General features: G+C 71.4%; 14 protein-coding genes. 5 read left to right on the top strand and 9 right to left on the bottom strand.

The genetic code is table 11. The annotated features are described in order from the left end of the window. Positions 1-40: 40 nt before the first annotated feature. Entirely contained in the window at positions 41-1,630 is a 1,590-nt protein-coding gene (locus OG568_RS03000; RefSeq protein WP_329530142.1) for a phage tail sheath subtilisin-like domain-containing protein, read from the bottom strand. Between the two features lie 204 nt (positions 1,631-1,834). After that, positions 1,835-3,358 carry an eCIS core domain-containing protein gene (locus OG568_RS02995; protein ID WP_443077525.1) on the bottom strand — a complete coding sequence of 508 codons (1,524 nt, stop codon included), beginning with the start codon at positions 3,356-3,358 and terminating at the stop codon, positions 1,835-1,837. Between the two features lie 264 nt (positions 3,359-3,622). Between OG568_RS02995 and OG568_RS02990 the strand changes: the two genes are divergently transcribed. Both OG568_RS02990 and OG568_RS02985 read left to right on the top strand, forming a co-directional pair. Further along, the gene (locus OG568_RS02990; RefSeq protein WP_329530141.1) at positions 3,623-5,047 is read left to right on the top strand and encodes an RICIN domain-containing protein; all 1,425 of its coding nucleotides are present in this window, start codon (positions 3,623-3,625) and stop codon (positions 5,045-5,047) included. A gap of 93 nt (positions 5,048-5,140) precedes the next feature. Then, the gene (locus OG568_RS02985) at positions 5,141-6,577 is read left to right on the top strand and encodes a hydrolase (RefSeq protein WP_329530140.1); all 1,437 of its coding nucleotides are present in this window, start codon (positions 5,141-5,143) and stop codon (positions 6,575-6,577) included. 67 nt (positions 6,578-6,644) lie between these two features. On the opposite strand, the gene OG568_RS02980 is transcribed toward OG568_RS02985, so the two are convergent. The 3 genes from OG568_RS02980 to OG568_RS02970 all read right to left on the bottom strand — a co-directional run bounded on the left by OG568_RS02980 (position 6,645) and on the right by OG568_RS02970 (position 10,343). After that, a complete protein-coding gene (locus tag OG568_RS02980; RefSeq protein ID WP_329536246.1) occupies positions 6,645-8,729 on the bottom strand; it encodes an ATP-binding protein in 2,085 nt (694 codons plus the stop codon). A gap of 83 nt (positions 8,730-8,812) precedes the next feature. After that, positions 8,813-9,547 (bottom strand): DUF4255 domain-containing protein, encoded by a 735-nt coding sequence (locus OG568_RS02975; RefSeq protein ID WP_266589655.1) that lies wholly within the window; start codon positions 9,545-9,547, stop codon positions 8,813-8,815. A 133-nt stretch (positions 9,548-9,680) separates the two neighbouring features. Continuing rightward, the gene (locus OG568_RS02970; RefSeq protein WP_266424360.1) at positions 9,681-10,343 is read right to left on the bottom strand and encodes a helix-turn-helix transcriptional regulator; all 663 of its coding nucleotides are present in this window, start codon (positions 10,341-10,343) and stop codon (positions 9,681-9,683) included. Positions 10,344-10,532: 189 nt separating this feature from the next. Here OG568_RS02970 and OG568_RS02965 point away from each other — a divergent pair, with 189 nt between their 5' ends. Continuing rightward, on the top strand, positions 10,533-13,367 hold the full coding sequence (locus tag OG568_RS02965) for an AAA family ATPase (RefSeq protein WP_329530139.1): 2,835 nt from the start codon (positions 10,533-10,535) through the stop codon (positions 13,365-13,367). 12 nt (positions 13,368-13,379) lie between these two features. Here OG568_RS02965 and OG568_RS02960 read toward each other — a convergent pair whose 3' ends face one another. Further along, complete coding sequence (locus OG568_RS02960; RefSeq protein WP_443077524.1) at positions 13,380-18,911, bottom strand: hypothetical protein; 5,532 nt, start codon at positions 18,909-18,911, stop codon at positions 13,380-13,382. 276 nt (positions 18,912-19,187) lie between these two features. On the opposite strand from OG568_RS02960, the gene OG568_RS02955 reads away from it, so the two are divergent. Further along, entirely contained in the window at positions 19,188-19,532 is a 345-nt protein-coding gene (locus tag OG568_RS02955) for an SH3 domain-containing protein (protein ID WP_329530138.1), read from the top strand. Positions 19,533-19,591: 59 nt separating this feature from the next. Beyond that, a complete protein-coding gene (locus tag OG568_RS02950) occupies positions 19,592-19,975 on the top strand; it encodes an SH3 domain-containing protein (protein WP_329530137.1) in 384 nt (127 codons plus the stop codon). Positions 19,976-20,012: 37 nt separating this feature from the next. Here the strand turns inward: OG568_RS02950 and OG568_RS02945 are convergent, their stop codons facing one another. From OG568_RS02945 to OG568_RS02935, 3 genes are all read right to left on the bottom strand, one after another. Continuing rightward, positions 20,013-20,480, bottom strand: coding sequence for a peroxiredoxin (locus OG568_RS02945; protein WP_323186935.1), 468 nt, complete (start codon positions 20,478-20,480; stop codon positions 20,013-20,015). Then, entirely contained in the window at positions 20,477-20,857 is a 381-nt protein-coding gene (locus OG568_RS02940; protein ID WP_329530136.1) for a DoxX family protein, read from the bottom strand. The genes OG568_RS02945 and OG568_RS02940 overlap by 4 nt, the downstream gene beginning before the upstream one ends. Positions 20,858-20,970: 113 nt before the next feature. Further along, entirely contained in the window at positions 20,971-21,549 is a 579-nt protein-coding gene (locus OG568_RS02935) for a TetR/AcrR family transcriptional regulator (protein WP_329530135.1), read from the bottom strand. Positions 21,550-21,564 lie beyond the last annotated feature (15 nt).

Here is a 21,564-nt window from a genome sequence, read left to right as displayed (position 1 = left end):
TACGGGGCGGAGCTGGCGGCCGATGGCCGAGAGGGCGGTCCTACTCCTCCAACTCGCCGCTGCCGCTGGAGAACTGGGCCAGCCGGAAGATCACGAACTCGGCGGGCTTGACCGGCGCGATGCCGATCTCGCAGATGACGCGGCCGAGGTCGACCGACTCCGGCGGGTTGGTCTCCTCGTCACACTTGACGTAGTACGCCTCCTCCGGCCGCGAGCCGAAGAGGGCGCCGTTGCGCCACTCGTTGACCAGGAAGGCGGAGACATTGCGCCGGATCCGGGCCCACAGGGCGTGGTCGTTCGGCTCGAACACCACCCACTGGGTGCCGATCAGGATCGACTCCTCCAGGTAGTTGAAGTACCGGCGGATGTTCAGGTAGCGCCAGGCCGGGTCGGAGGACATGGTGCGGGCACCCCAGACGCGGATACCGCGGCCCGGGAAGGCGCGGATGCAGTTGACGCCGATGGGGTTGAGCAGGTCCTGCTCGCCGCGGGTGATCTGGAGCTCCAGGTCCACCGCTCCTCGTACGACCTCGTTGGCGGGCGCCTTGTGCACTCCGCGCTCGGAGTCGTTGCGGGCCCAGATGCCGGCGACGTGGCCGCTCGGCGGGATCAGCCGGGACTGGCCGCTGGCCGGGTCGAAGGCCTTGATCCAGGGGTAGTAGAGGGCGGCGTACTTGGAGTCGTAGCCGGCCGTCTCCTGGCGCCACACCCGGATCTGACGGGCGTTGAGGCCCGGCGGCGGGTCGATGACCGCGACCCGGTCGCCCATCAGCTCGCAGTGCGCGATCAGGCCGAGCTGGACGGCCTTGACGGCCTCCAGGTCGATGGCGCCGCGCTGGTAGGCGGCCATCAGGTCGGGGACGGCCACCATCGAGACCTCGTCCACGGCCTCCAGGCCGCCGAAGCCGGTGCGGTCTGCGGAGTCGCCGAGGTACTGGGCGGGGCCGGGGTGGCCGTCGTCCGTGGTGGCCGGGACGGCGGGGGAGGAGGCGGACGGGGTGGACGGGGCGGCGAGCGCCACCGTCTGGTTGTCGGGGCGGGCCAGCTGGGCGGCGGGCGCGGCCTCCTGCACGGCGATGAGCTTGGAGCGCTCCTTCACCTGGGTGACCACGTAGTTGCGGCCGCCCTTCTTGGCGGTCACGTCGAAGGTCTCGGCGACCTTGTCGCCGTCCTTGACGATCAGCTTGAAGCGCTCGGCCGGGCCCTCGCCCTCGGGGTCGGCGACCTCGACGCTCAACGATCCGCCGGCGACGGCGCTCACCGAGAACGTGCCGAGCTGCCTGGGCTCGCCCGGGGGCAGCGCGGCCTGCGCGCCGGAGCCGGTCACCGCGGCGGGGGCCACGGAGTCGCCCGAGGCGCCGCCGGCCGTTCCGCCGACCCGGACGACGTAGGCGGCGCTGCCGCCGTTGTTGAAGAAGCCGTAGACGGAGTGCGCGAGGTAGTACCCGTCGGTGAACTCACCGAAGGCCGCCACGTACTGCGTCCAGTTGGTCACCAGTGTCGGCTCGTTCAGGGGGCCGATCGGGGCGAGCCCGACGAAGGCCGCCACCGAGGTGCCCACGCCCTCGATCGGACGCGAGCCGCTGGCCACCTCCTCGACGTAGACGCCCGGCGACAGGTAGGACGGCATGCTCTGCTCTCCTCGGGGTACGAGATGGGACGTCACTCACCCTCACGCGCGAAGCGCGCCTCCCGAAACGTCCTGCGGTGCCGGGTCGGGGGCAGCTGTGTTGCCCCCAGGGGCAATTCGGGAGGGGGATTGCGGGGGTGTAGGGGCCCTGGCCCCCGAGGACCGGCGCGCACACCTCTGCCGTACTGGTCGCGCTCTGCCGTACTAGTTGCTGATGCTCCACGCCCACGCGGCGCCCTTCGCGATTCTCGCGGTGAGCGTCAGGAAGTCCTGCTTGACGACCTCCGGGGTTTTCTCCGGAGGGAAGAGCGGCTTGATCGGCGAGTCTTCGGGGAAGTCGGCCGACAGCAGGGCCCGATAGCGGTTGTAGACCTGTGCGATGTCCTTGCGGACCGCCTCCGATCCGCTCTTCGGGGGCGCTCCGAGGAGCCGGTTGTCATTCGTCGCCGCCATGGAGGCGACATCCATCAGGAAACAGTCCAGAAGGTCGGTCACGTCCTGTTGCTTGGCGCCGTCCACCTGGTCCTTCACGTCCTGCAGCAGACGTTCCGCCATTTCCGTGGTGACCGCCTTGTAGACCCCGTAGCGGGGGCCCTGGGGAATCACGCCGAGCACGTGGTCGGCCTGCTTGGCCTCGGCCGAGTTCATGAACTTCGGCTGTTCCTCGAGACCCGGCACGGGGAAGGGCATCCCCTTCAAATGCTGCTCCTCGTCGAGGAGTTGAGGCTTTGCCTCCGCGAGAGGATGTATGCCGAACTCGTGGGAGAGCATTCCGACGATGTAACCGATGTCATAGTTCTCGAAGTAGTACGCGGCGAGAATGACCTTTACGCCCTTGTCCCCGTTGTCCTTGACCTCGGCCGGAGTGTCCGTGATCCGCTTCTCCAGGACGATGTCGCACGGGCGGCCACGGAGATAGTCCCTGATGAGGTTGTGCTCCGACAGCAACTGAAGAACGCGCTGGGCCTTGCCGAAGTACTCCGGGTATTTGTTGGCCACGTTGGTGAACGCGATGTTCCCGCTGGCCATGCGGGCCCGCTGGATCGGCAGTGCGGCGCGCTGCACCGGAGCCGCCTCGACCGCACCGGCGGAGGCCGGCCGGTTCTCCAGTGGGACCGGCCCGGACATGACGCGTTTCGCATTGGCCTCGGCCGCTTGCTCGAAGCTGTCCCCGGGGTCGGACATGTGCAGCCCGTTGCCGTTGTCGGTACCCGCGACGGGGCCCTGCCGCTGCTGGACCACATGCGTGAGTTCATGAGCGAGCGTGTGCTTGTCGGCGCCCCCTGGGCCGATGACCACATGGCTGCCGGAGGTGTACGCATGGGCGCCGATCTCGGCCGCGGAACGCTGCGCCACGGCGTCCGTGTGCAGACGTACGTCGGAGAAGTCGGCGCCGAGACGGGCCTCCATCTCTGTCCGGACCCCGGTCTCGAGCGGGCTTCCCGTGCTGCGCAGGATGTCATGGACCGCCGATCGCTGCACCGGTGCGGAGTGCCCGCACGCCGGGCCGTGTTCGTGAGCCTCCCGGGCCAGCAGTCCGGCGACCGCCGCGTTGCCCGCGGTGCGCTGGAGCGCGGTCACGGCCGACGGGGAGAATCCGCCGCCGGGCAGCAGGGCTGCTCCAGGTACCGGGCCCGCGCCCGCGGCCCCGTCCGTCCGCCGTGCAGCCGCCCGGTCGGCAGGCCCACCTTTTCGGGCCTGCTGCTGGTCTGTCTGGCGTTCCTGCACCGTCTGCCTCCTCGGCCGTCCGCGTGTGGTCCGCCGAGCGCACGGTCACACAACTCACCAGAAGAATGATGCGAGCGTCCTCCGCCCGGCCCACAAGGTCACCGGGGACCTGTTCGGGAGCAGACCCCGTGCCCGAATGGGCCACGGAGTGGGTCCGCGTGATGTCTGGCGCTCCGTTCCGGTGCCGTGGCAGGGGACTTCCGGGCAGCGTTTGTGCCCTCTGGTCTCCTGACCGGAGCGGGTAGTCCTCATAGCGTCGACGGGGTGAGCCTTTGGACTTCGTTGGAGCCTGCCTCCAGCACTGTGGATCCCGGTGGCAGTACCAAGGTGCGGCTGCGGTTGCGTAATACCGGTGATGTGGTGGATGAGTACCGGTTCGAGCCGGTGGGTGATGTGGCGCCCTGGACAACCGTGGAGCCGCAGACGCTGCGGTTGTATCCGGGGACGACGGGGACGGTGGAGTTGACGTTCTCGCCGCCTCGTTCTCCGGATGCGGTGGCGGGGCCGAATCCGTTCGCGGTGCGGATCACGCCGACGGAGCATCCGGAGGCGACGACGGTTCCTGAGGGGAATCTGACGATCACGCCGTTCACCGAGGTGCGGGCGGAGTTGGTGCCTCCGACGGTGAAGGGGCGTTTTCGTGGGCGGCCGAAGCTGGCGGTGGACAATCTCGGTAATACGAGGCTGACGGCGTCGATCGGTGGCAGTGACAACGGTGATCATCTGTCGTACGACATCCACCCCAGTAATGTGCAGGTGGAGCCGGGTCGTGCGGTGTTCGTGAGGGCGACGTTGAAGCCGCGGCAGATCATCTGGTTCGGGTCGAAGGAGCAGCGGCCGTACTCGTTGGCGATTCAGCGGTCGGGTACGGCGCCGCAGTCGGTGGAGGGTACGTATGTGCAGCGCGGGTTTCTGCCGCGTTGGCTTGCCACGTTCCTGGGTGTGTTCATGGCGCTCGCGATCACCTTTGTGATGCTGTGGATCGCGTACAAGCCCCAAGTACGCACGGCCGCCACGGAGAAACTCCAGGAAGCCGGCATCAGCACGCTCCCGGCACCCACCCCGTCCCTGTCGGCGGCGCCGAGCTCGGCGCCGGCGGAGGTCCCGGCTCCGTCCCAGGCACAGCAGACGCCCGAGAGCGGTGGCGGTGACGGTGGTGGCGGTGGAGCGGTGGCCAGTCCCAAGGCGACGAAGAAGACGGCGACCGGGCCGCTGCCCGCGACCAACATCGTGCTCAGGAACCCCACGACCAAGAAGTGCGCCGACATCCCGGGCTACGAAAAGGGTTCGGTGAATGGCCCGGTCAGGGAGTTCACCTGCGACGGCACCACCCATGACAACCAGCTCTGGAACCTCGAAGTGCGGGAGAAGGGCGGCGGTCCCGAGAAGTCGGACCTCTTCCAGATCCGCAACGTCAAGGACCAGATGTGCATGGACCTGCCGGACTACGGCGCCAAGCCCGCGCAGACGGGTGTGTTCGAGTTCCAGTGCGACGGCACGACCGCCGACAACCAGCTGTGGTGGCTCGACAAACAGGACGACGGCCACTACTGGATCCGCAACTACTCCAGCAATCACCTGTGCCTGGACGTCGCCGGCTTCAGCACCGGTGGCAACGACACCCCGCTCACGATCTACTACTGCAGCAAGACCGACGACCAGGAGTGGGACATCGTCCACCCGTCCTGACCCACAAAGGGCAGTGTGCCGCAGCTCTTTGGGCAGCCGTCATGCCCCGATGCCTGCTGACGGGAGCGGCACCCCGGCCATAGCGTCGACGGGGTGAGCCTTTGGACTTCGTTGGAGCCTGCCTCCAGCACTGTGGATCCCGGTGGCAGTACCAAGGTGCGGCTGCGGTTGCGTAATACCGGTGATGTGGTGGATGAGTACCGGTTCGAGCCGGTGGGTGATGTGGCGCCCTGGACAACCGTGGAGCCGCAGACGCTGCGGTTGTATCCGGGGACGACGGGGACGGTGGAGTTGACGTTCTCGCCGCCTCGTTCTCCGGATGCGGTGGCGGGGCCGAATCCGTTCGCGGTGCGGATCACGCCGACGGAGCATCCGGAGGCGACGACGGTTCCTGAGGGGAATCTGACGATCACGCCGTTCACCGAGGTGCGGGCGGAGTTGGTGCCTCCGACGGTGAAGGGGCGTTTTCGTGGGCGGCCGAAGCTGGCGGTGGACAATCTCGGTAATACGAGGCTGACGGCGTCGATCGGTGGCAGTGACAACGGTGATCATCTGTCGTACGACATCCACCCCAGTAATGTGCAGGTGGAGCCGGGTCGTGCGGTGTTCGTGAGGGCGACGTTGAAGCCGCGGCAGATCATCTGGTTCGGGTCGAAGGAGCAGCGGCCGTACTCGTTGGCGATTCAGCGGTCGGGTACGGCGCCGCAGTCGGTGGAGGGTACGTATGTGCAGCGCGGGTTTCTGCCGCGTTGGCTTGCCACGTTCCTGGGTGTGTTCATGGCGCTCGCGATCACCTTTGTGATGCTGTGGATCGCGTACAAGCCCCAAGTACGCACGGCCGCCACGGAGAAACTCCAGGAAGCCGGCATCAGCACGCTGCCGCCCAGCCCCTCGGCCTCCGTCGCGCCGCCCGCGCCCTCGCCCAGCGCCGAGGTTCCGGTCGCGCCCGCGGCGACCGAGACACAGTCCGCGAGCGGCGGCGGGGGTGGCGGTGGAGCCTCGCCCGAGGCCGAGCCGAAGGAGTCGGCCAAGCCGCAGGAGGACACGGCGGCGACAGCTGTCGCGCAGCTGGCCGCGCAGGACCCCGGACGGCACATCTGCTACCGCGCCTATCTGACGGACAAAGGCTGGACCAAACCGGTGTGCGACGGCGCCGTGGCCGGCACGGTGGGACAGAACCGCCCGATCAAGTCCCTCAACCTCGCCACGTCCGACACCGACGGCACCGCTGCCAGCGCCTTCGTCCACTACCCCCAGTCGACCGACGGCAAGGGGCACTACGACGGGCCGTGGAAGGGCGTGGTCGACGGCGACGACCTCTACATCGGCAGCACCAAGAAGGACGATCCCTACTTGCTGGGCTTCGCCATGAACGTCGGCGAGAGCAAAAGCGTCGTGTGCGAGACCGTGCACGTCCACAACGAGGGCTGGCACGGCCTGGGCTGCGACGAGCCCGGTGGGGACAACTACATCTTCGGCGGGACCCTGAGCAACCTGCTCTGGATCGAGGCCGTCAAGTTCACCGTGTGAAGCGTCCCTGCCCGGCCGACGACTGTCGGCCGGGCAGGGACGCCCGCACGAGCATCGGTGTGAGGAGCTACCAGGTGCCTTCACCCGGTACCAGTCGGCCCGCCTTGCGGTACTCGCGGCGCGCGCCCTCCAGGAGGTCGGCCGTGTCGACCGGCGCGCCGCGGCCGGCCGCGCCGTAGGCGGCCGTGACGACGGCGCTGCGGATCGAACCGCCGGACAGCTCGAAGTCACGGGCGACGGCGCGCGGATCGGTGTCCTCGGCGCACGGCACATGGGTCAGGGCGTGCTGCCACAGGGCCAGCCGCTGACCGGCGTCCGGGAACGGGAAGTCGATCACGAGGTCGAGACGGCGGGTGAACGCCTCGTCGATATTGGCGCGCAGATTGGTCGTGAGCAGCGCGATGCCGTCGAAGGACTCCAGCCGCTGCAGCAGATACGAGCTCTCCATGTTGGCGTACCGGTCGTGCGAGTCCTTGACTTCGGACCGTTTGCCGAACACGGAGTCCGCCTCGTCGAAGAGGAGCACGGCGTCGGTACGGTCCGCCTCCGTGAAGATGCGCTCCAGGTTCTTCTCCGTCTCGCCCACGTACTTGTCGACGATCGAGGAGAGCTGCACGACGTAGAGGTCGAGGCCGAGTTCGGCGGCGACGACCTCCGCTGACAGGGTCTTGCCGGTGCCGGAATCGCCCGCGAAGAGACCGAGGACGCCCCGGCCGCGGCCGCCGCCCGCGCTCAGCCGCCACTCGCCCAGCACCTGGTCACGGTGGCGGGCGCGCAACGCCAACTCGTGGAGCTGCGCCAGCGGTTTGTCGGGCAGGACGAGATCCTCCCAGCCGACGTCCGGACGGATCCGGCGGGCGTGCCGCTCCAGTCCGGAGGCGGACTGCTGCCGGGCGGCCAGCCGCAGATGAGTGGCGGTCAGCGCGGTACCGTCGAACGCGGCGAGGCGCCGCGCGGCACGGGCGGCGCGCAGGATCCGATCGCCACCGAGCCGGTACGGTGCCACGACCGGGGCGAGGTCGAAGCCGAGGGCGGCTTCCGGTTCGGGTGCGGCATCGGCGGAGGATTCGCCATCGCCATCGCCATCGCCATCGCCGTCGACATCGCCATCGCCATCGGTGCCGAGCGCCACCGTCCACGCGTCCACCGCCCCTGAGCGCAGCCGGGGTGCGTCGAGGACGAGCGGATCCCGGTGGTCGCACCAGTGCGGATCGTACGGGCGGGCGTCGGTGAACAGCACGGACACGTCGTCCGCCGCCAGCGCCCGCATCAGCGGGGCGGGATCCTCCGGCAGCGGCGAGACGACGATCGCGCAGTCACGCAGCCGGGCCTCGCGCAGCAGTTCGGCGATCGGTTCCTGTGCGGTGGTGTCGCCCGGAGCGAAGTGGAGCGCCTCCTGACCCGATGCGCCGCGCAGCGCGCCCGCGGCGCAGGCGAGGCCGTCTCCTGCCCGGTGTTCGCGCAGATAGACGGTGAGCGGGGCCGCCGCCAGCCGGTCGGCGAGCCTGCGCAGGAAGACCTCGTCGTACGGCTCGCCCCGGACCGGCGCCCGGAGGCGGTGGACATGGCCGGTCAGCGCGGCGTCCAGGGTCTCGTCGCCCAGAAGGTGGGCGATCAGCCGGTCAGGTATGCGCAACGACCTGCTCAGAAAGGGACGTTCGGGTTCCTCGACCACGATCAGGCCCAGTGCGGGCAGCGGCGCCGAGGGATGGAACCGGGCTCGTGCCTCGGCGCGGTGCGCCGGAAGTCCGCACAGGTCGAGGGCGAGCCCGGTGGTGGCCCGGCGGCGGCTGACGTCGTCGTTGAGGTAGCCGTACAGCGGCTCGAAGGTGCGGTCGAGGTCCGGGGCCAGCGCGATGAGCAGGATCCGGACGTCCAGCTCGGTCAGTCCGAGCCGCCCGGCCAGCAGATCCAGCCGGTCGCCGCGCTCCGGGGCCCAGTTCTCGGGGGCGGGATCCTGCCCGGCCGGCTCCAGGAGATGCCGAACCGCGTCCTCGGACAGATAGAGGCCGCGCAGCGGATCGGCCGCGGTGGGATCGGTCGCACTGCGGTACTCGACCAGGAGCGCGACACGCTCGCGCAGCCGGGAGAGCCGGATCAGGAGCGCGTCGGCCGATTCCTCGGAGACGGTGGCGAGTGAGGCGTTGTCCATGGCCGACGAAGTGTCGCGGGCGGGTGAGGTGCGGCCGGTGGCCGACGAGATGCCGTTCGCGGCCGACGTCGGGACGTGCGGGGTCACTTCGCTCGCTTCTCTCCGTCTCGATCCTCCGCGACCGGGTGGTCCCCGGCCGGGAGATCCGTGCCCGCGGCTGTGTCGGCCGCAGCCGTGTCGGCCGCGGTCGTGGACGCCAAGTGCCGTGCCCGATGCCGTCGTTCGGGCGAACCCTCCAGGGTTCCGTCCATCCCGCGTACGCGCACGCCGGCGCCCTCCGTGACCGGCGGCCCGGCGTCGTACTCCGGGAACGACGGGAACGGCGCGGTCACCACCAGGTCCAGCGACGGCTTCAGCTCGCCGCCGAGCGCGGACCAGATCTCCGCGAGGGACCGGGACTCGGTGTGCAGATTCGCCACCGAGAGCGGCACGGACAGCCCCAGCGCGGCCAGCGCGCCGGGCAGTGCGTGCGGGGGCAGGATCTCGTGGGGGAGCAGCGTCGCCAACACCGCGGACAGCAGCCGGTGTTCGTCCTGTGGCTGCTTGGTCCAGGCCGTCACGAGATACGACAGCCGGAACCAGCGGGGCGGTTGGCGGCGGCGCAGCACGATGCCGCGTTCGTCCCGCACGGCCATGGCGCCGCGCTCACGGCGCCGCACATCCTCCCGGATGTCGTACAAGTAGGCGTTGATGGCGGGCGCGTTGCGGCGGGCGGCCCACTCCCGGCTCGGCGCGTCGAAGGCGACCTCGATACCGGAACCGTCCAGCGCCCCGCTCCTGAGCAGCCCTTTGAGGACCTCGTCCACCTCGTGAATCACCGTCGTGCTCCCGCCGTGCCGTCACGTACCGCCGCGCACCGGCCGTGGGCCGGCTGCGTACCCGCTGTGTACCCGTCTGCTGTGAACCGTCCGGTACCTCTCCCGACAGGCCCCGTGCGATCGACCGTCCGCCTCAGATGTAGCCTTCCCTGAGCGCATAGGCCACGGCGTGCGCGCGATTGCGCAGATGAAGCCGGGTGGTGAGCCCGTGCATCACGTTCTTGACGGTACGTTCGGAGTAGGAGAGCTTGCTCGCTATCTCCCCGGTGTCCAACCCCTCGGCGACGAGCCTCAGCACATCGATCTCGCGTGGCACGAGGCCCGAGAGCGGAACTCCGGACTGGCCGGACGCGGTGCGCTGGAGCGATCCCACCTGAGTGATGAGGCGTCCCAGCAGATCCGCGGGCAGGTCCCCGTCGCCCCGTGCGGCCGCGAGCACGGCCTGCACCAACCGGTGTGCGCTGGCCTCGTGGCGCCAGACGATGGCCCCGACACCGCACTCGATGACATCAAGGAGCTCGGCCTCACGGATCGCGTTCACCACCAGCACGGCGCGCGCCCCGTCGCTGCGCACGAGTCGGCGCAGCCGGGACAGTGTGGTCTCGTCCGGCCCCTCGTTGACCAGGACGGCCACCATGCCGGGCCCGGCCTCCGCGCTGTCGAGGAGTTCGATCACCGCGTGCTGCCCCAACTGGCTGCGCACCCCCGCCCGGGAGATCGGGTCGGGCGCTTGGACCACCACCGGTATGCGATTTCCGGAATCCACCGCGCCGGTGTCGGCGGGCCGCTGTGACACGCCTGCGTCAGTGGTCCGTAATGAACTGCGCAACCGCTTCTCCCAAATCCACGTGCTGGTCGCCCCTGTGTCGCCAGTGGCCGAAGGGCTTGTCCCAGACTTCTGTGCCTGGCGTGCCTCGCGCAATCGTGGAGGACCACGAGACGTACCACGAGATCGATCATGAAACGTCCACGACAGGAGACATCGATGCGCGAGGCCGAATCGCTGCGGGAACGCCGCGAGGCCTTGGAGCTGGTGGCCGCCGAGGCGGACCGCGCCTGTGCCGGGGCCGGCCGTCTGGTGCTGCTCAGAGGGGCCACCGGCACGGGGCGCACCGCTCTCCTGGAGGCCACGGCGGCGCAGGCGGCGGCCCGTGGCATGCGGGTGCTGCGGGCCCGCTGCTCGCCCGACGGCGAGGCCGGAGAGTTCGCGGCGGTCCTCCAACTTCTCTCATCGGCCGATCAGTTAGACGCCGGGAGTGAGCTGTTTCCGGACGTTTTCGACGACAACCCGCACCATTGGTCCTACGCCGAACACTTGTGGAGGCGGCTGCGCTCCCATGCCGCCCGGGCCCCGCTGCTGCTGGCGGTGGACGACGTCCACTGCGCCGACGAACCCTCGCGCCGCTGGCTCGTCGACGTCGCCCGGCGGATCGACGCACTGCCCGTCCTCCTGGTGGCGACCGAACGCAGCCAGTACGACATCGACCCGCCGTCCGCCGGTCTGGCGCACGCGCTCTCGCCCACCCTGGTGCGCACCCACACCCTCGCCCCGCTGAGTGCGAACGCGGCCGCACAGCTGGTCCGTTCGGATGTCGGCGCCGCCACACCGGCCTGGGTGGACGACTGCGTCCGGGCCGGCGCGGGCAGCCCGCTGCTGCTGCGCGCCCTGCTCGACGACCTCCGCGCACAGGAACCGGACGGCGCGCCCCCGAGGAGCGTGCCGGACACCTGTGCCGCCCTCTACCCGGGCGCGTATCCGGCCGCCGTCTCCTGGTGGCTGGACAGCGCCGGAGAAACGACGGTGGGGGTGGCCCGCGCCCTCGCGGCTCTGGATGCGGACGTGTGGGAGGAGGGCCACGCGGAAGAGTTCGCCGAACTGCTCGCCCGGATGGCGGGCGCGGACGCCGCCCGGGTGCCCGGCTGGCTGACCGCCATGACCCGCCTCGGTCTGCTGCGTCCCGATCCCGACGGGCGCCCGCGCTTCGCCCACCCGCTGCTGCGGGACGCGGTGCTCAGCGGCTGGCCCACCGTCCGGCGGCAGGCGGCGCACCGTACGGCGGCCGAAGTGATGCTGGGCCGGGGCGACCGCGCCGAAGCGGTCGCCGGACAGCTGTTGCGCACCCCGGCGGTCGGCGCGGCCTGGGCCACCGTGGCGCTGCTGGACGCCGGGTCCGTCGCGGTGCGGGACGACCGGCCCGACGAGGCCGTGTCGTATCTGCGTCGTGCGCTGGACGAGCCGTTGACCCCTGTCCGCCGGACCATGGTGCTCACCGAGCTGGGTTCCCTGGAGTTCGCCGCCGCCCGCTCCTCGGCCGGGATACCGCGGCTGACCGAGGCGACCCGGCTGCCGGGCATGCCGCAGGACCGGGTACGGGCGGCCGTGGCCCTGGGCACCGTACTGGCCCGGCGGGGCAAGGCGCGCGCCGCGATGGACGTCCTGCGGGGCCTGGACGAGCAACTGACCGACCATCCGGACCTGATACGGCTGCTGCAGACCGCCTCGGCGCTGCTGTCCGACCACGACCAGGGCACCCGCCAGGAGGCGTACCGCTGGCTGCACGGCACCGCCGAGCGGTCCCCGGACCTGGTCGGAACGGCAGGTCAGGCCCTCCTGGTCCGCTATGACGCGACGGCCGGGCTGATCCCCGCAGCCACGGCCATGAAACGGATCCACGCGCTGCTGGACGAACCGACCGACGCGCTCGCCGAACCCTTCCTGCTGGGTACGGCCGCCGCCGTCGCTCAGTGGGCCGACGAACTGGTGGAGGCCGAAGGGCTGGTACGCCGAGGACTGGACCGGCAGAGCCCGTCCCTGTTGCACCCCATGCACCTGGCACTGCTCAACGTACGGGCGGACATCGCCGCGACGCGCGGACAGTACGCCGATCTGCTCGCCGAACCGGCGGACTGGCAGGCAACCGCGGCCACCCGCCGCCGGACCGATCCCGCCAACGCGCACGGCCACGCCGTGATCGCCCTGGTCGAGACGGGCCGCACGGAGGAGGCGGCCCGGCTCGCCGACAGCTTCGCCCTGGGGGACGCGCACGACTCCTGGGAACTCAACCGATTCCTCTACGCGCGGGGCGTGTTGCGGTCCGCGCAAGGGGATCACGCGGGCGCGCTCGACGACTTCCTGGAATGCGGTCGCCGGCAGACGGCACGCGACGTGGTGAGCCCCGTGGTCACCCCCTGGCGGACCGCGGCGGCCGAGTGCCGCAGCGCCCTGGGCCGTCCGCAGGAAGCCCTGGCCCTGGCCCGCGAAGAACTACGGCTCGCCCAGGTGTGGGACACCCCCCGACTGGTGGGCCGGGCGCTGCGCGGGCTCGCCACCGCGACCGGGGGCCGCCGAGGTCTGGAACTCGCCGACCGTGCCGTACGCATCCTGCGGGACGCCTCCGCACGGACCGAGCTGATCCCCGCGCTGATCGCACAGGGGCGTCAGCTCGTCGCGGCGGGGGACCGGAGCCGGGCCCGCGACGCGCTGCGTGAGGCGGCCGAGCACGCCGAACGGCTGGGCGCGGTACGAATGCGGGCGCTGGCCGAGGAGGCCCTGCCCGAAGGCCGTTCCCGCGGCTCGGCGACCGCCCTCACCGGATGGGAGGCGCTGACCGGCAGCGAGCGACGGATCGCCGCCCTCGCGGCCGACGGGCGCACGAACGCCGAGATAGCGGAACTCCTGCACCTGGCCCGGCGCACCGTCGAGACCCATCTGACCAGCGCCTACCGCAAGCTGGGCATCCGCCGCAGGGCGGAGCTCACCGCGGTGATCGGCGAGCGATCGACGGATCCGGCGGAGCCGGTGGAGGAGCCGGGCGGCTGACACGCCCCCACATCAGGACCCGAGGCGGCCGTCCGGGTCGTGGAGCTTGGCGTGGTTGGACGGGTCCTGGAGCATACGGCGGGCCACGGGCGCCGGGATCCGTACGACCACCGGAGTGGGAACGGTGAAGTCCCGTACGGCGACGGACGGGGCGCCGGAGCGGCCCCGGTCCCTCACCCGGGCCACCACCCGCACGTCCAGGGTGAACTGCACCAGCGTCGCCTCGAACTTGGGCTTGTGCAGGGGCATCGAGCCGGACCCGTGGGCCGAGGTGTCGGTGGCGCCGCCGACCTGGTCGGCGTTGCCGAGGAGCTGGTTCATCCGGAACTCGTCCGCGTTGAGTACACCGGCGCCGCCCAGCCCCCGTACCGACTTGTTGTGCTCCACCGCCTGCTGATGGTCCGTGCCCGTGGGCCGGGGCGCGTCCAGGGCGCTCTGCGCCACCGTCTCGAAGGTCATCTTGTCACCGACACCCAGCACCCGGCCGGCGCGCAGCCGGGCGTGCAGCGAGGTCCGCAGATCCTGCCCCCGTGCGCCGGAGGCGTGCACGACCGGGAGGTCGACCCCGGCCGCGGTCAGCAGCGGCAGGGCGGCGATCAGCCACTCGGTGGACACCGCCTCGCGCTGCGCGTACGCCGCCGCGTCGCCCGTCCTGCGGTAGCGCTCGCCGCCGTGCGCCGCCCGTACCGCGTCGTCGATCACCCGGCGGATCTCGGGGGCGCCGCGGAACCCGTTGACCTGCGCCTCCATCGGAAGGGTGACCCCGCGGCCGTGCCAGGGGCCCAGCCGGCTCGCTTCGGCGTCGTCCGGCCGCAGGAACGTCTGTCCCCCCTCCGCGCGCGGCACCGGCCGCAGCCGCGACAGCGCCTCGAGGTCCTTGACCAGAACGCGGTGGACCAGGGACTGCCCGCCGAGGGTGGCGAGGCCCACCCGCCCACGGGACGAGTGCAGTTCGAGGGTCGCCTCGATCGGCACCCGCATCCTGACCGAACGGGCGGAGGCCTCGGCGACGGTCTTCATGCCGAGCTGACCCCGCCCCACGGTGGCCGATTTCGTGACATCGCTGACGCCGACGCCGAGTCCGCCGGAGCCGCCGACGCTCTTGAGCGGACCACCACCGCCCTCCGGCTTGCCCGCACCGGCCACGACGCCCTCGACGGTACGCGTGTCGCTCGTCTCGCGGGTGTCCGCCCGCTGTGCGGCGGCCGAGGTGATGTATTCCATGTCGCGGCCGTCCTTCGCCTCGCCCTCGGCCGTGCCCTGCCGGGTGCGTCGTACCCGGAACACCGCCCAGTACGGTGTGTCGCGGCCGCGGAACAGCTCGACGGGCACCCCGCCGTCCATGGCCCCGGAGAGCAGCCCGGCCGACCCGTCCCGGTCCAGGACCCGCAGCAGCCGCTGCGTGTTGTCGTGCGGATCGGCCAGTTGCCGCTTCGGCAGCAGTTCCTCGGCGAGGGACCGGTCACGCCGCCCGACGGCGGCGCGCAGCCGCTCCAGCAACGGGACGAAGTCGGGCAGTTCCTCGATCATGCCGAAGCCGAGCGGCAGTTCCTGGGCGAGGGCGGGCGCCGCCGGGGTGGTCGTGCTCGACGACTCCCCGCTCCGGGACGCCTCGGTCCGCTCCTGGGTGGCCTTCCCCTTGCCCTTGGACTCTTTGCCCTTGGATTCCTGGCCCTTGGACTCCGTACCCCGGCGTGCGGACTCCTCCTGCGAGGATGTCTGCCCGGCGGCCCCGGGAACGCGCAGGCCCGCGGCCGCCAACTGCTCCTGGGTGAGCCAGACGGCGGCCGCGGCGGGCAGTGTCCGCTCGCCCGTCGCGACGTACGGGCCGCCCCCCGTGACCTTGACCTCGCTGACCATCCGGACCACCAGGTCGCAGTGGACCAGATAGAGGGGCCGGGTGCGCGGGGTGTGGGCGTTGCGTTCGACGGTGCCGCTCAGCGTCGTCGCCGTCGCGGCGCTCCGGCCCAGGCTCCGGCCGGCCGACAGGCCCTCGCCCAGCCGCCAGTCGGCGCCGTTCTCCGAGCCGAGGGCGCCGCCCTGCACGGTCGTGGAGGTAGCGCTGCCCTGCTGCCCGGTCATCTGGTGACCGCCGAGCAGGAACGTCTCGGTACCCGCCCCGGTGCCCTCCGCGACCACCTCCGGGTTGGTGAGGGCGAACCGTGTACCGACCGCGCCGTCGAGCGCGCGGAGCCTGCGCGGGTACCGCAGGTTCTTCACCACCCACCCGGAGGACACCGCCTGCCGCAGCGCCGAGGTGATGGCCTGCGGACTGAAGCGTTCCTCGATCGCCAGCCGCGGCGCGAGGCCCTCCGTCTGCAGCGCGAGGTCCTCCCGAAGCTCCCGGTTTCGGCCCGCGGCCTTCGACAGGAGCTCGAAGGCGAGGTCCCGGATCGGCCCGCCGCCTCCGACGGTCTCCACCAGCGTCCAGTCCCGAACCGCCCGGCCCGCGATCGAGCGCGGTGCCATGGTCGACAGATCGCCGATGCCCGACGCGTTGAACTGCCGCTGCGGCGGCGCCAGTCCGGCGGTGCGCCTGCCGGTCCTGGCCGTCAGCCGGTCCTTCGCGGCGGTGTCCAGGGTGAACGCGGTCGGGGTGAGCAGCCGTACGTCCTGCTCGACCAGGTCGAGCGCCTCGGTGTCCGCGGTCGAGGCGATGCGCACGGCCTCGGGTGCGTCCCGCCCCGGCATGCCCGGGGTGAGGGCACGTCTGGCGGTCCGCTCCCGGGTCGTCATGGTGACGTCCACGTCCAGGCGCAGGGCGCCGCCGAACGCGCTGGTGTTCTCACCGCCGTTGGTGAGCACGTCGGAGCGGGTCGCCGGGCCCGCCTGGTTGCGCCGGGTGCTCTGCCGGGTCCGCTCGCCGCGCACCGTGGCGGACAGAGCACCGGGGATCAGCCGGAACTGGCCGAGCGCCAGTCCGCCGATCGACCGTGAACTGGACCGCCCGCTCTGCGAGTTGCTGGTGACGCCGCTGTGGCTGCGCACCAGCCAGTCCTTCGTCTCCCCCTGGTAGCCCGTCTCGCGCAGGGCGCCGACGACCTTGATCTGGACGTCGTGCGCGTGCCATCGGCTCTTGCGCCGCATCCGGACCCGGATCCCGGAGGAGAGCAGCTGGTCCTTGTTGACGCGCAGGTTGGTCTCCGAGAGTACGGTGATCAGCTCGCGGTAGTTGCGCCGCTGCACCTCGCCCTCCTCGCGGCTCACCTCGGTCCCCGCCCCCGCGCCGAACGCGGGCAGATAGCCCGCGAGTCGCTGATCGGTGGCGAAGAGCCGCTCGATGCCGGAGAGCAGGGGAGCGGTGTCCAGCTGGCTGATCGCCACGCTCGACCCCATGGCCCCGAACGGCAGGTGGCGCTCGTTGCCCGGACCGGCCGACGACCCGGCCCCGTCCCGTGACTCCTCCCCTTGCCGCCGGTCGAGCTTCTTCCCGTCCGCGTCCGTTCCCGGCTCCTTGACCATGGGGCCCGCCGTGACGCCTTCGGGCAGTTCGAGGCCCAGCGACCGGACCTCGTCGGCGCGCAGGCTGACCCACACATCCATCGAGTGCTCGGCCGTGCGGGTCCCGGAGCGCACCTTCATGGCGGGGGAGAGCGGCCCGGTCCCCTCGACGCTGAACCGCACCTTGCCGAGGTAGAGCACCTTGTCGCCCCTGACCTCGGCGCCCTGACGGCTCGACACCGTCTGCTCGGCCACCGAGAACCGTGCCTTGCGCGCCCCGGCCGTGGGCATGACCGTCGCGCGCACCGCGGCGGCGCTGCCCAGCACGCCGAACCCCGCCGCCGGGCCCGCGCCGAAGGTGCCCCCACGGCCCTTGGCCGCCGTGTGGGACACCGAGTGCTGCGCCTGCTGGTGCGTACGCAGTTGGGTCTTGCCGGTCGTCCAGGCGGGCGACAGGGCGGTGAGATCAGCACGCATCCGGTAGGTGCCCGTGGCGCTGCCGTCCTTGGAGGCGAGATCCTCCCCGATCACCCAGCCGCTCAGCAGCCGGGGCAGGTCCTCCAGGACGGTCGTGGTCGAGGTGGCGTCGTGGAGCCGGGCCCGCCCCGGCGCACCACGGGAGGTCAGGGAGGGGTGCAGTACGGAGCGGACCGTGTCGAACAGCCCGCCGCCGCCCGGATGAGAGGCCGCCGCGTCGTCCAGCGCGACCGGGGCCAGCGAGTCCGCGAGCCGTACGCGCCGCGCGGTCTGTGTGTCGAGGGGGCGCTGCCGGGCGGGTGCCTCGGCGGTGACGGGCACCAGGTGTTCGGTGGGTACCCGCATCATCAGGGACCCGGCGCCGCTGAACGTCCGCGCCCGCTCGCGCTGCCCCTCGTCCTGGGGCTGGACCCGTACGCCGTAGCGCACCCGGCGCCGTATCTCGACGGACCCCTTGTCGCTGCGCAGCACCCGCGGTTCGGACATGGTCTTCTGCACACGGGAGTCGGTGGAGGACTGGAACGGCTGCGCGTTGGCCATGACCGCCCCACCGAGCCAGACGCCCGGGACGACCGGCGCCAGCCCGAACGCCATGAAGTTGACGCCTTTGCTGGACGAACCGCCCGAGGAATGGCTCACCACGCCCGAGGTGTTGTGCTGGGTGTCCACTTTGATGTTGGAGCCCTCGGCCGTCCGCGCGTCCTGGGCGGCCTGCCGGGGGTCGACCTTGGTGCCGCTGCCGTCCCCGTCGTCGTGATCGTCGGCTCTCGCCTTCCCCTTCCCCTTGCCCATGGAGCCCTCCGACCCGGCCAGCAACGCGGCCATGGCCCTGGCCTGTTGTACCGCCGCGGCCTGAGCCTTCGCGGCCTCCGGGGAGACGAAGGTCTCGGGGAGATCGGTGCCGTCCCGGGAGATGGTGACCGTGACGTCGTACCACCCCTTCCCCTCCGGGCCCTCGACGGCGAACGAGCGGCCCTGGCCGTAGAACGTTTCCGGCCGCCCGGCCAGCTCCTCGCGGATCTCGGCCACCGTGCCGTCGGACCGTCCGACGACCGTCCCGAGGGCGGTGGACACGAACTCGTGACCGGTCAGGCCGTACGCGGTGGAGAGCCCCGCCGCCCGTAACTCCCGTAGATACGGCGGCAGTCCGAGCGGCGGATGGGAGGAGCCGGTCCGTGTACCGGTCGGCCGGGGGACCGACCGGCGCGTGACCGCCCGACGGGGGCGCGTGGTGGCGGCGCGCGGCCGGCCGCTCTCCGTGCCCTCCTCGGACTCCCGCGCTGTCTCTTCGACCGCGGGAAGCACCGCGGGCAGCCGGGTGGCGGCACCGTTCTCGGGCAGTTCTTCGAGGGCGGGCAGGACGGAGGGCGCGGGTCTGGGCGCCCGGGTGGCGCCCGGCACGCCGTCGGCACGCAGTGCGCGCACCGTCGCCGCGTTGCCCGCGGCCTGTTGCAGAGCCAGCAGTGCCCGCGGAGTCATCCCCGGGCCGGTCGTCGGGGACGCCGGGTGCGGCGCCACGACCTCGGCGCCGTTCCTGGTGGCCGAGGGCGTGTCCCGGCCGCCGGGTCCCCGGCCGTGGTCCCCGGTCCTGCCGTTTCCGGCCGATCCCTGCCGCTGCCTACGCACAGTGAGCCATTCCCGTCATGAGGACCGCCGTCCCGCCCCCATCGGATCCGTCCGCTCGGGAGCGTAACCACCGCGTGGGCCCCACAGGGAGCAAGATCATGGACTCGGACAGATGGCCGCCCACCGAAAACCACAGGGTCGACCGCAGTACACCCGCGCTCCATCTCCGGCCGCGGTGCGCTCACTTCGAACACGGTGGAATGGCGTTGCCGCCGCACTCCCTCGGCCCCCAGTGTTGCCGGGAAGGCGAAACACCACACACAGGGGGAATCTCTCATGCGCCGTATTCCGGCCGTCATCACCACGTGCGCCGCGACGCTCACCTTCCTCGCCCCGGCCGGCCTGGCCGCCGCCGCGCCAGCCGCGCCCGCCGAGCAGTCGTACACCGTCGTGCCCTACGAGAACGTCAACGTCCGCCAGTTGCCGACGAAGGACAGCGCCTACCTGGCCACGCTGACCGCCGGTCGGTCCTACACGGCGTACTGCTGGACCCACGGGCAGACCGTCACGGACCACGGCTACACGAACGACATCTGGATCGGATTCGCCGACGGATTCAGCAGCGCCGTCTATTTTAAGGGCGACCAGTACGCGAATCTGCCGGCCACCGCCCAGTGCTGAAGGCGGCGGAATTCACCGGAATTCACTGTGATCACCCCTCCGTGCCAGGGAGTTCAGCCATGAGTATCCGACGCAAGGCCGCCGCCGTCCTCGCCGGAGCCGTGCTCGCCTGCGGCCTGCTGAGCGCGGGCACCGCCTCGGCCGCGGCGCCGACCGGGCGCACGGCGCAGTCCGCCTACGCGACGTACACCGTCGTCCCCGTCGTCGACGCGCCCATCCGTTCCGGTCCCGGCAACGGCTACCCCGCGATCGGCACACTCCGCCCCGGGTACGGCTACCCCGCCCTCTGCTGGCTCTCCGGCGAGACGGTGGTCGACCACGGTTCCACGAGCCACATCTGGATCTACGTCTCGGGCGGTGCCGGCATCGGCAACGGCTGGGTCAGCGCCCTGTACCTCCGCGGTGACGAGCGGGCCGACCTTCCGGCTTCGGCACAGTGCTGACCCGAGGAGCCGTCAGCCGACACGGGGGAACCGAAGTTCAGTCCTGATGGGCCCGCAGCGCGGCGAGGGCCCGGTCCGCGTGGGCGCTCATCCGCAGCTCGCTGCGCACCACTTCCAGGATCGTGCGGTCCTGCGCGATGACGAACGTGACCCGCTTCGTGGGCGCCAGGGAGAAGCCCCGCTTCACTCCGAACCGCTCGCGGACCGTGCCGTCCACGTCGGACAGCAGCGGGAACCCGAGTGTGTGACGCCCGGCGAACTCCTGCTGCTTGTCGACCGCGTCACCGCTGATGCCGACCGGCCGCGCACCGGCCGCGGCGAACTCGGCGGCCAGATCACGGAAGTGGCAGGCCTCGGTGGTGCAGCCGGGGGAGAGGGCGGCGGGGTAGAAGAACAGCACGACCGGTCCCTCGCCGAGCAACTCGGTCAGCTTTCGCTGCGTGCCGGTCTCGTCCGGCAGGGCGAAGTCCTCGACCTTGTCGCCCACATCCACACCACGCGTCATGACTGACCCTTCTCACCTTTGGCAACGCTGCGTGCCCACAGTACAAGGGGCACCTGCAAGGGGAGTCGCGCGATGGCCGCGGCCTTCTGCGGTGCGGGACGCCGGCGCCAGTCCACGGCCATCTGGACGTTAGCGGGGAACACCCCGACGAAGAAGGCCGCGGTGGCCAGCGCGGCCGTCCGCCGTGTACGAGGCGCCGCCACCCCGGCGGCGAGCGCCAGTTCGGCGACACCGCTCGCGTACGTCCAGGCCCGGGGTGCCCCCGGCAGCGCCCGCGGAATGGTCGCGTCGAACTGCCGTGGCGACACGAAGTGACCGACACCCGCGGTGGCCAGCAGGCCGGCGAGGAACAGGGCTGAGCGTTCCGACCGTGGCACGGTTCCTCCTCCAGGGGCCTGCCGCGAGATGTTACTGGAGGGTAGGCGTGGAGTTGACGACGGGGCGGTGGACGTCGGGGCGCGCGAAGGGTCCCTCGTGCCTCGGAGTGATGTCAGCGCGCGGCGCGGACGCCGTCGAGTGCGACCGTGAGAACACGGTCGCGCTGGGTGTCGTCGAGGAAGTTCGTCGAGGTGATCCCGGCGACCATGCGCAGCAGATCGTCGAAGGCCATGTCCATGCGCGCCTCGCCGGCCTTCTGTGCCCGCTCGAACAGCGGGCCGCCCGCCTGGTACATCGAGTCGCGGCAGGTCAGGAAGATCTCCGACTCGTTGTCGAGCGCCTCGCGGATGGCCCGCTTGGTCACGGTGTAGTCCACGAAGCGCCGCAGCCACGAGGCCAGCGCCTCCCAGGGTTCCCGCTCGGCGACGTCCAGGGCCATCCGGCACAGGGCGTCCACCTCGTCCGCGTACACGCTCTCGAAGAGGTGGCGGCGGGTGGGGAAGTTCCGGTAGAGGGTCCCGATGCCGACGCCTGCGCGTCGGGCGATGTCCTCCAGGGACGCCTCCGCGCCGTGTTCCGCGAAGGCGTCTCGCGCGGCGACCAGCAGGGCGTCGTAGTTGCGTGCGGCGTCTTTGCGGTGCGGGCGCCGGGACGCGACGATCCCGCTGACGGGGAACGGCTGAGCCGTCACTTGGTGCCTCCCGGC

This window comes from Streptomyces sp. NBC_01450, assembly GCF_036227505.1.
GTDB lineage: Bacteria > Actinomycetota > Actinomycetes > Streptomycetales > Streptomycetaceae > Streptomyces.
The sequence above is the reverse complement of the archived record's forward strand: the minus strand, read 5'-3'. Positions and strand labels throughout refer to the sequence as shown.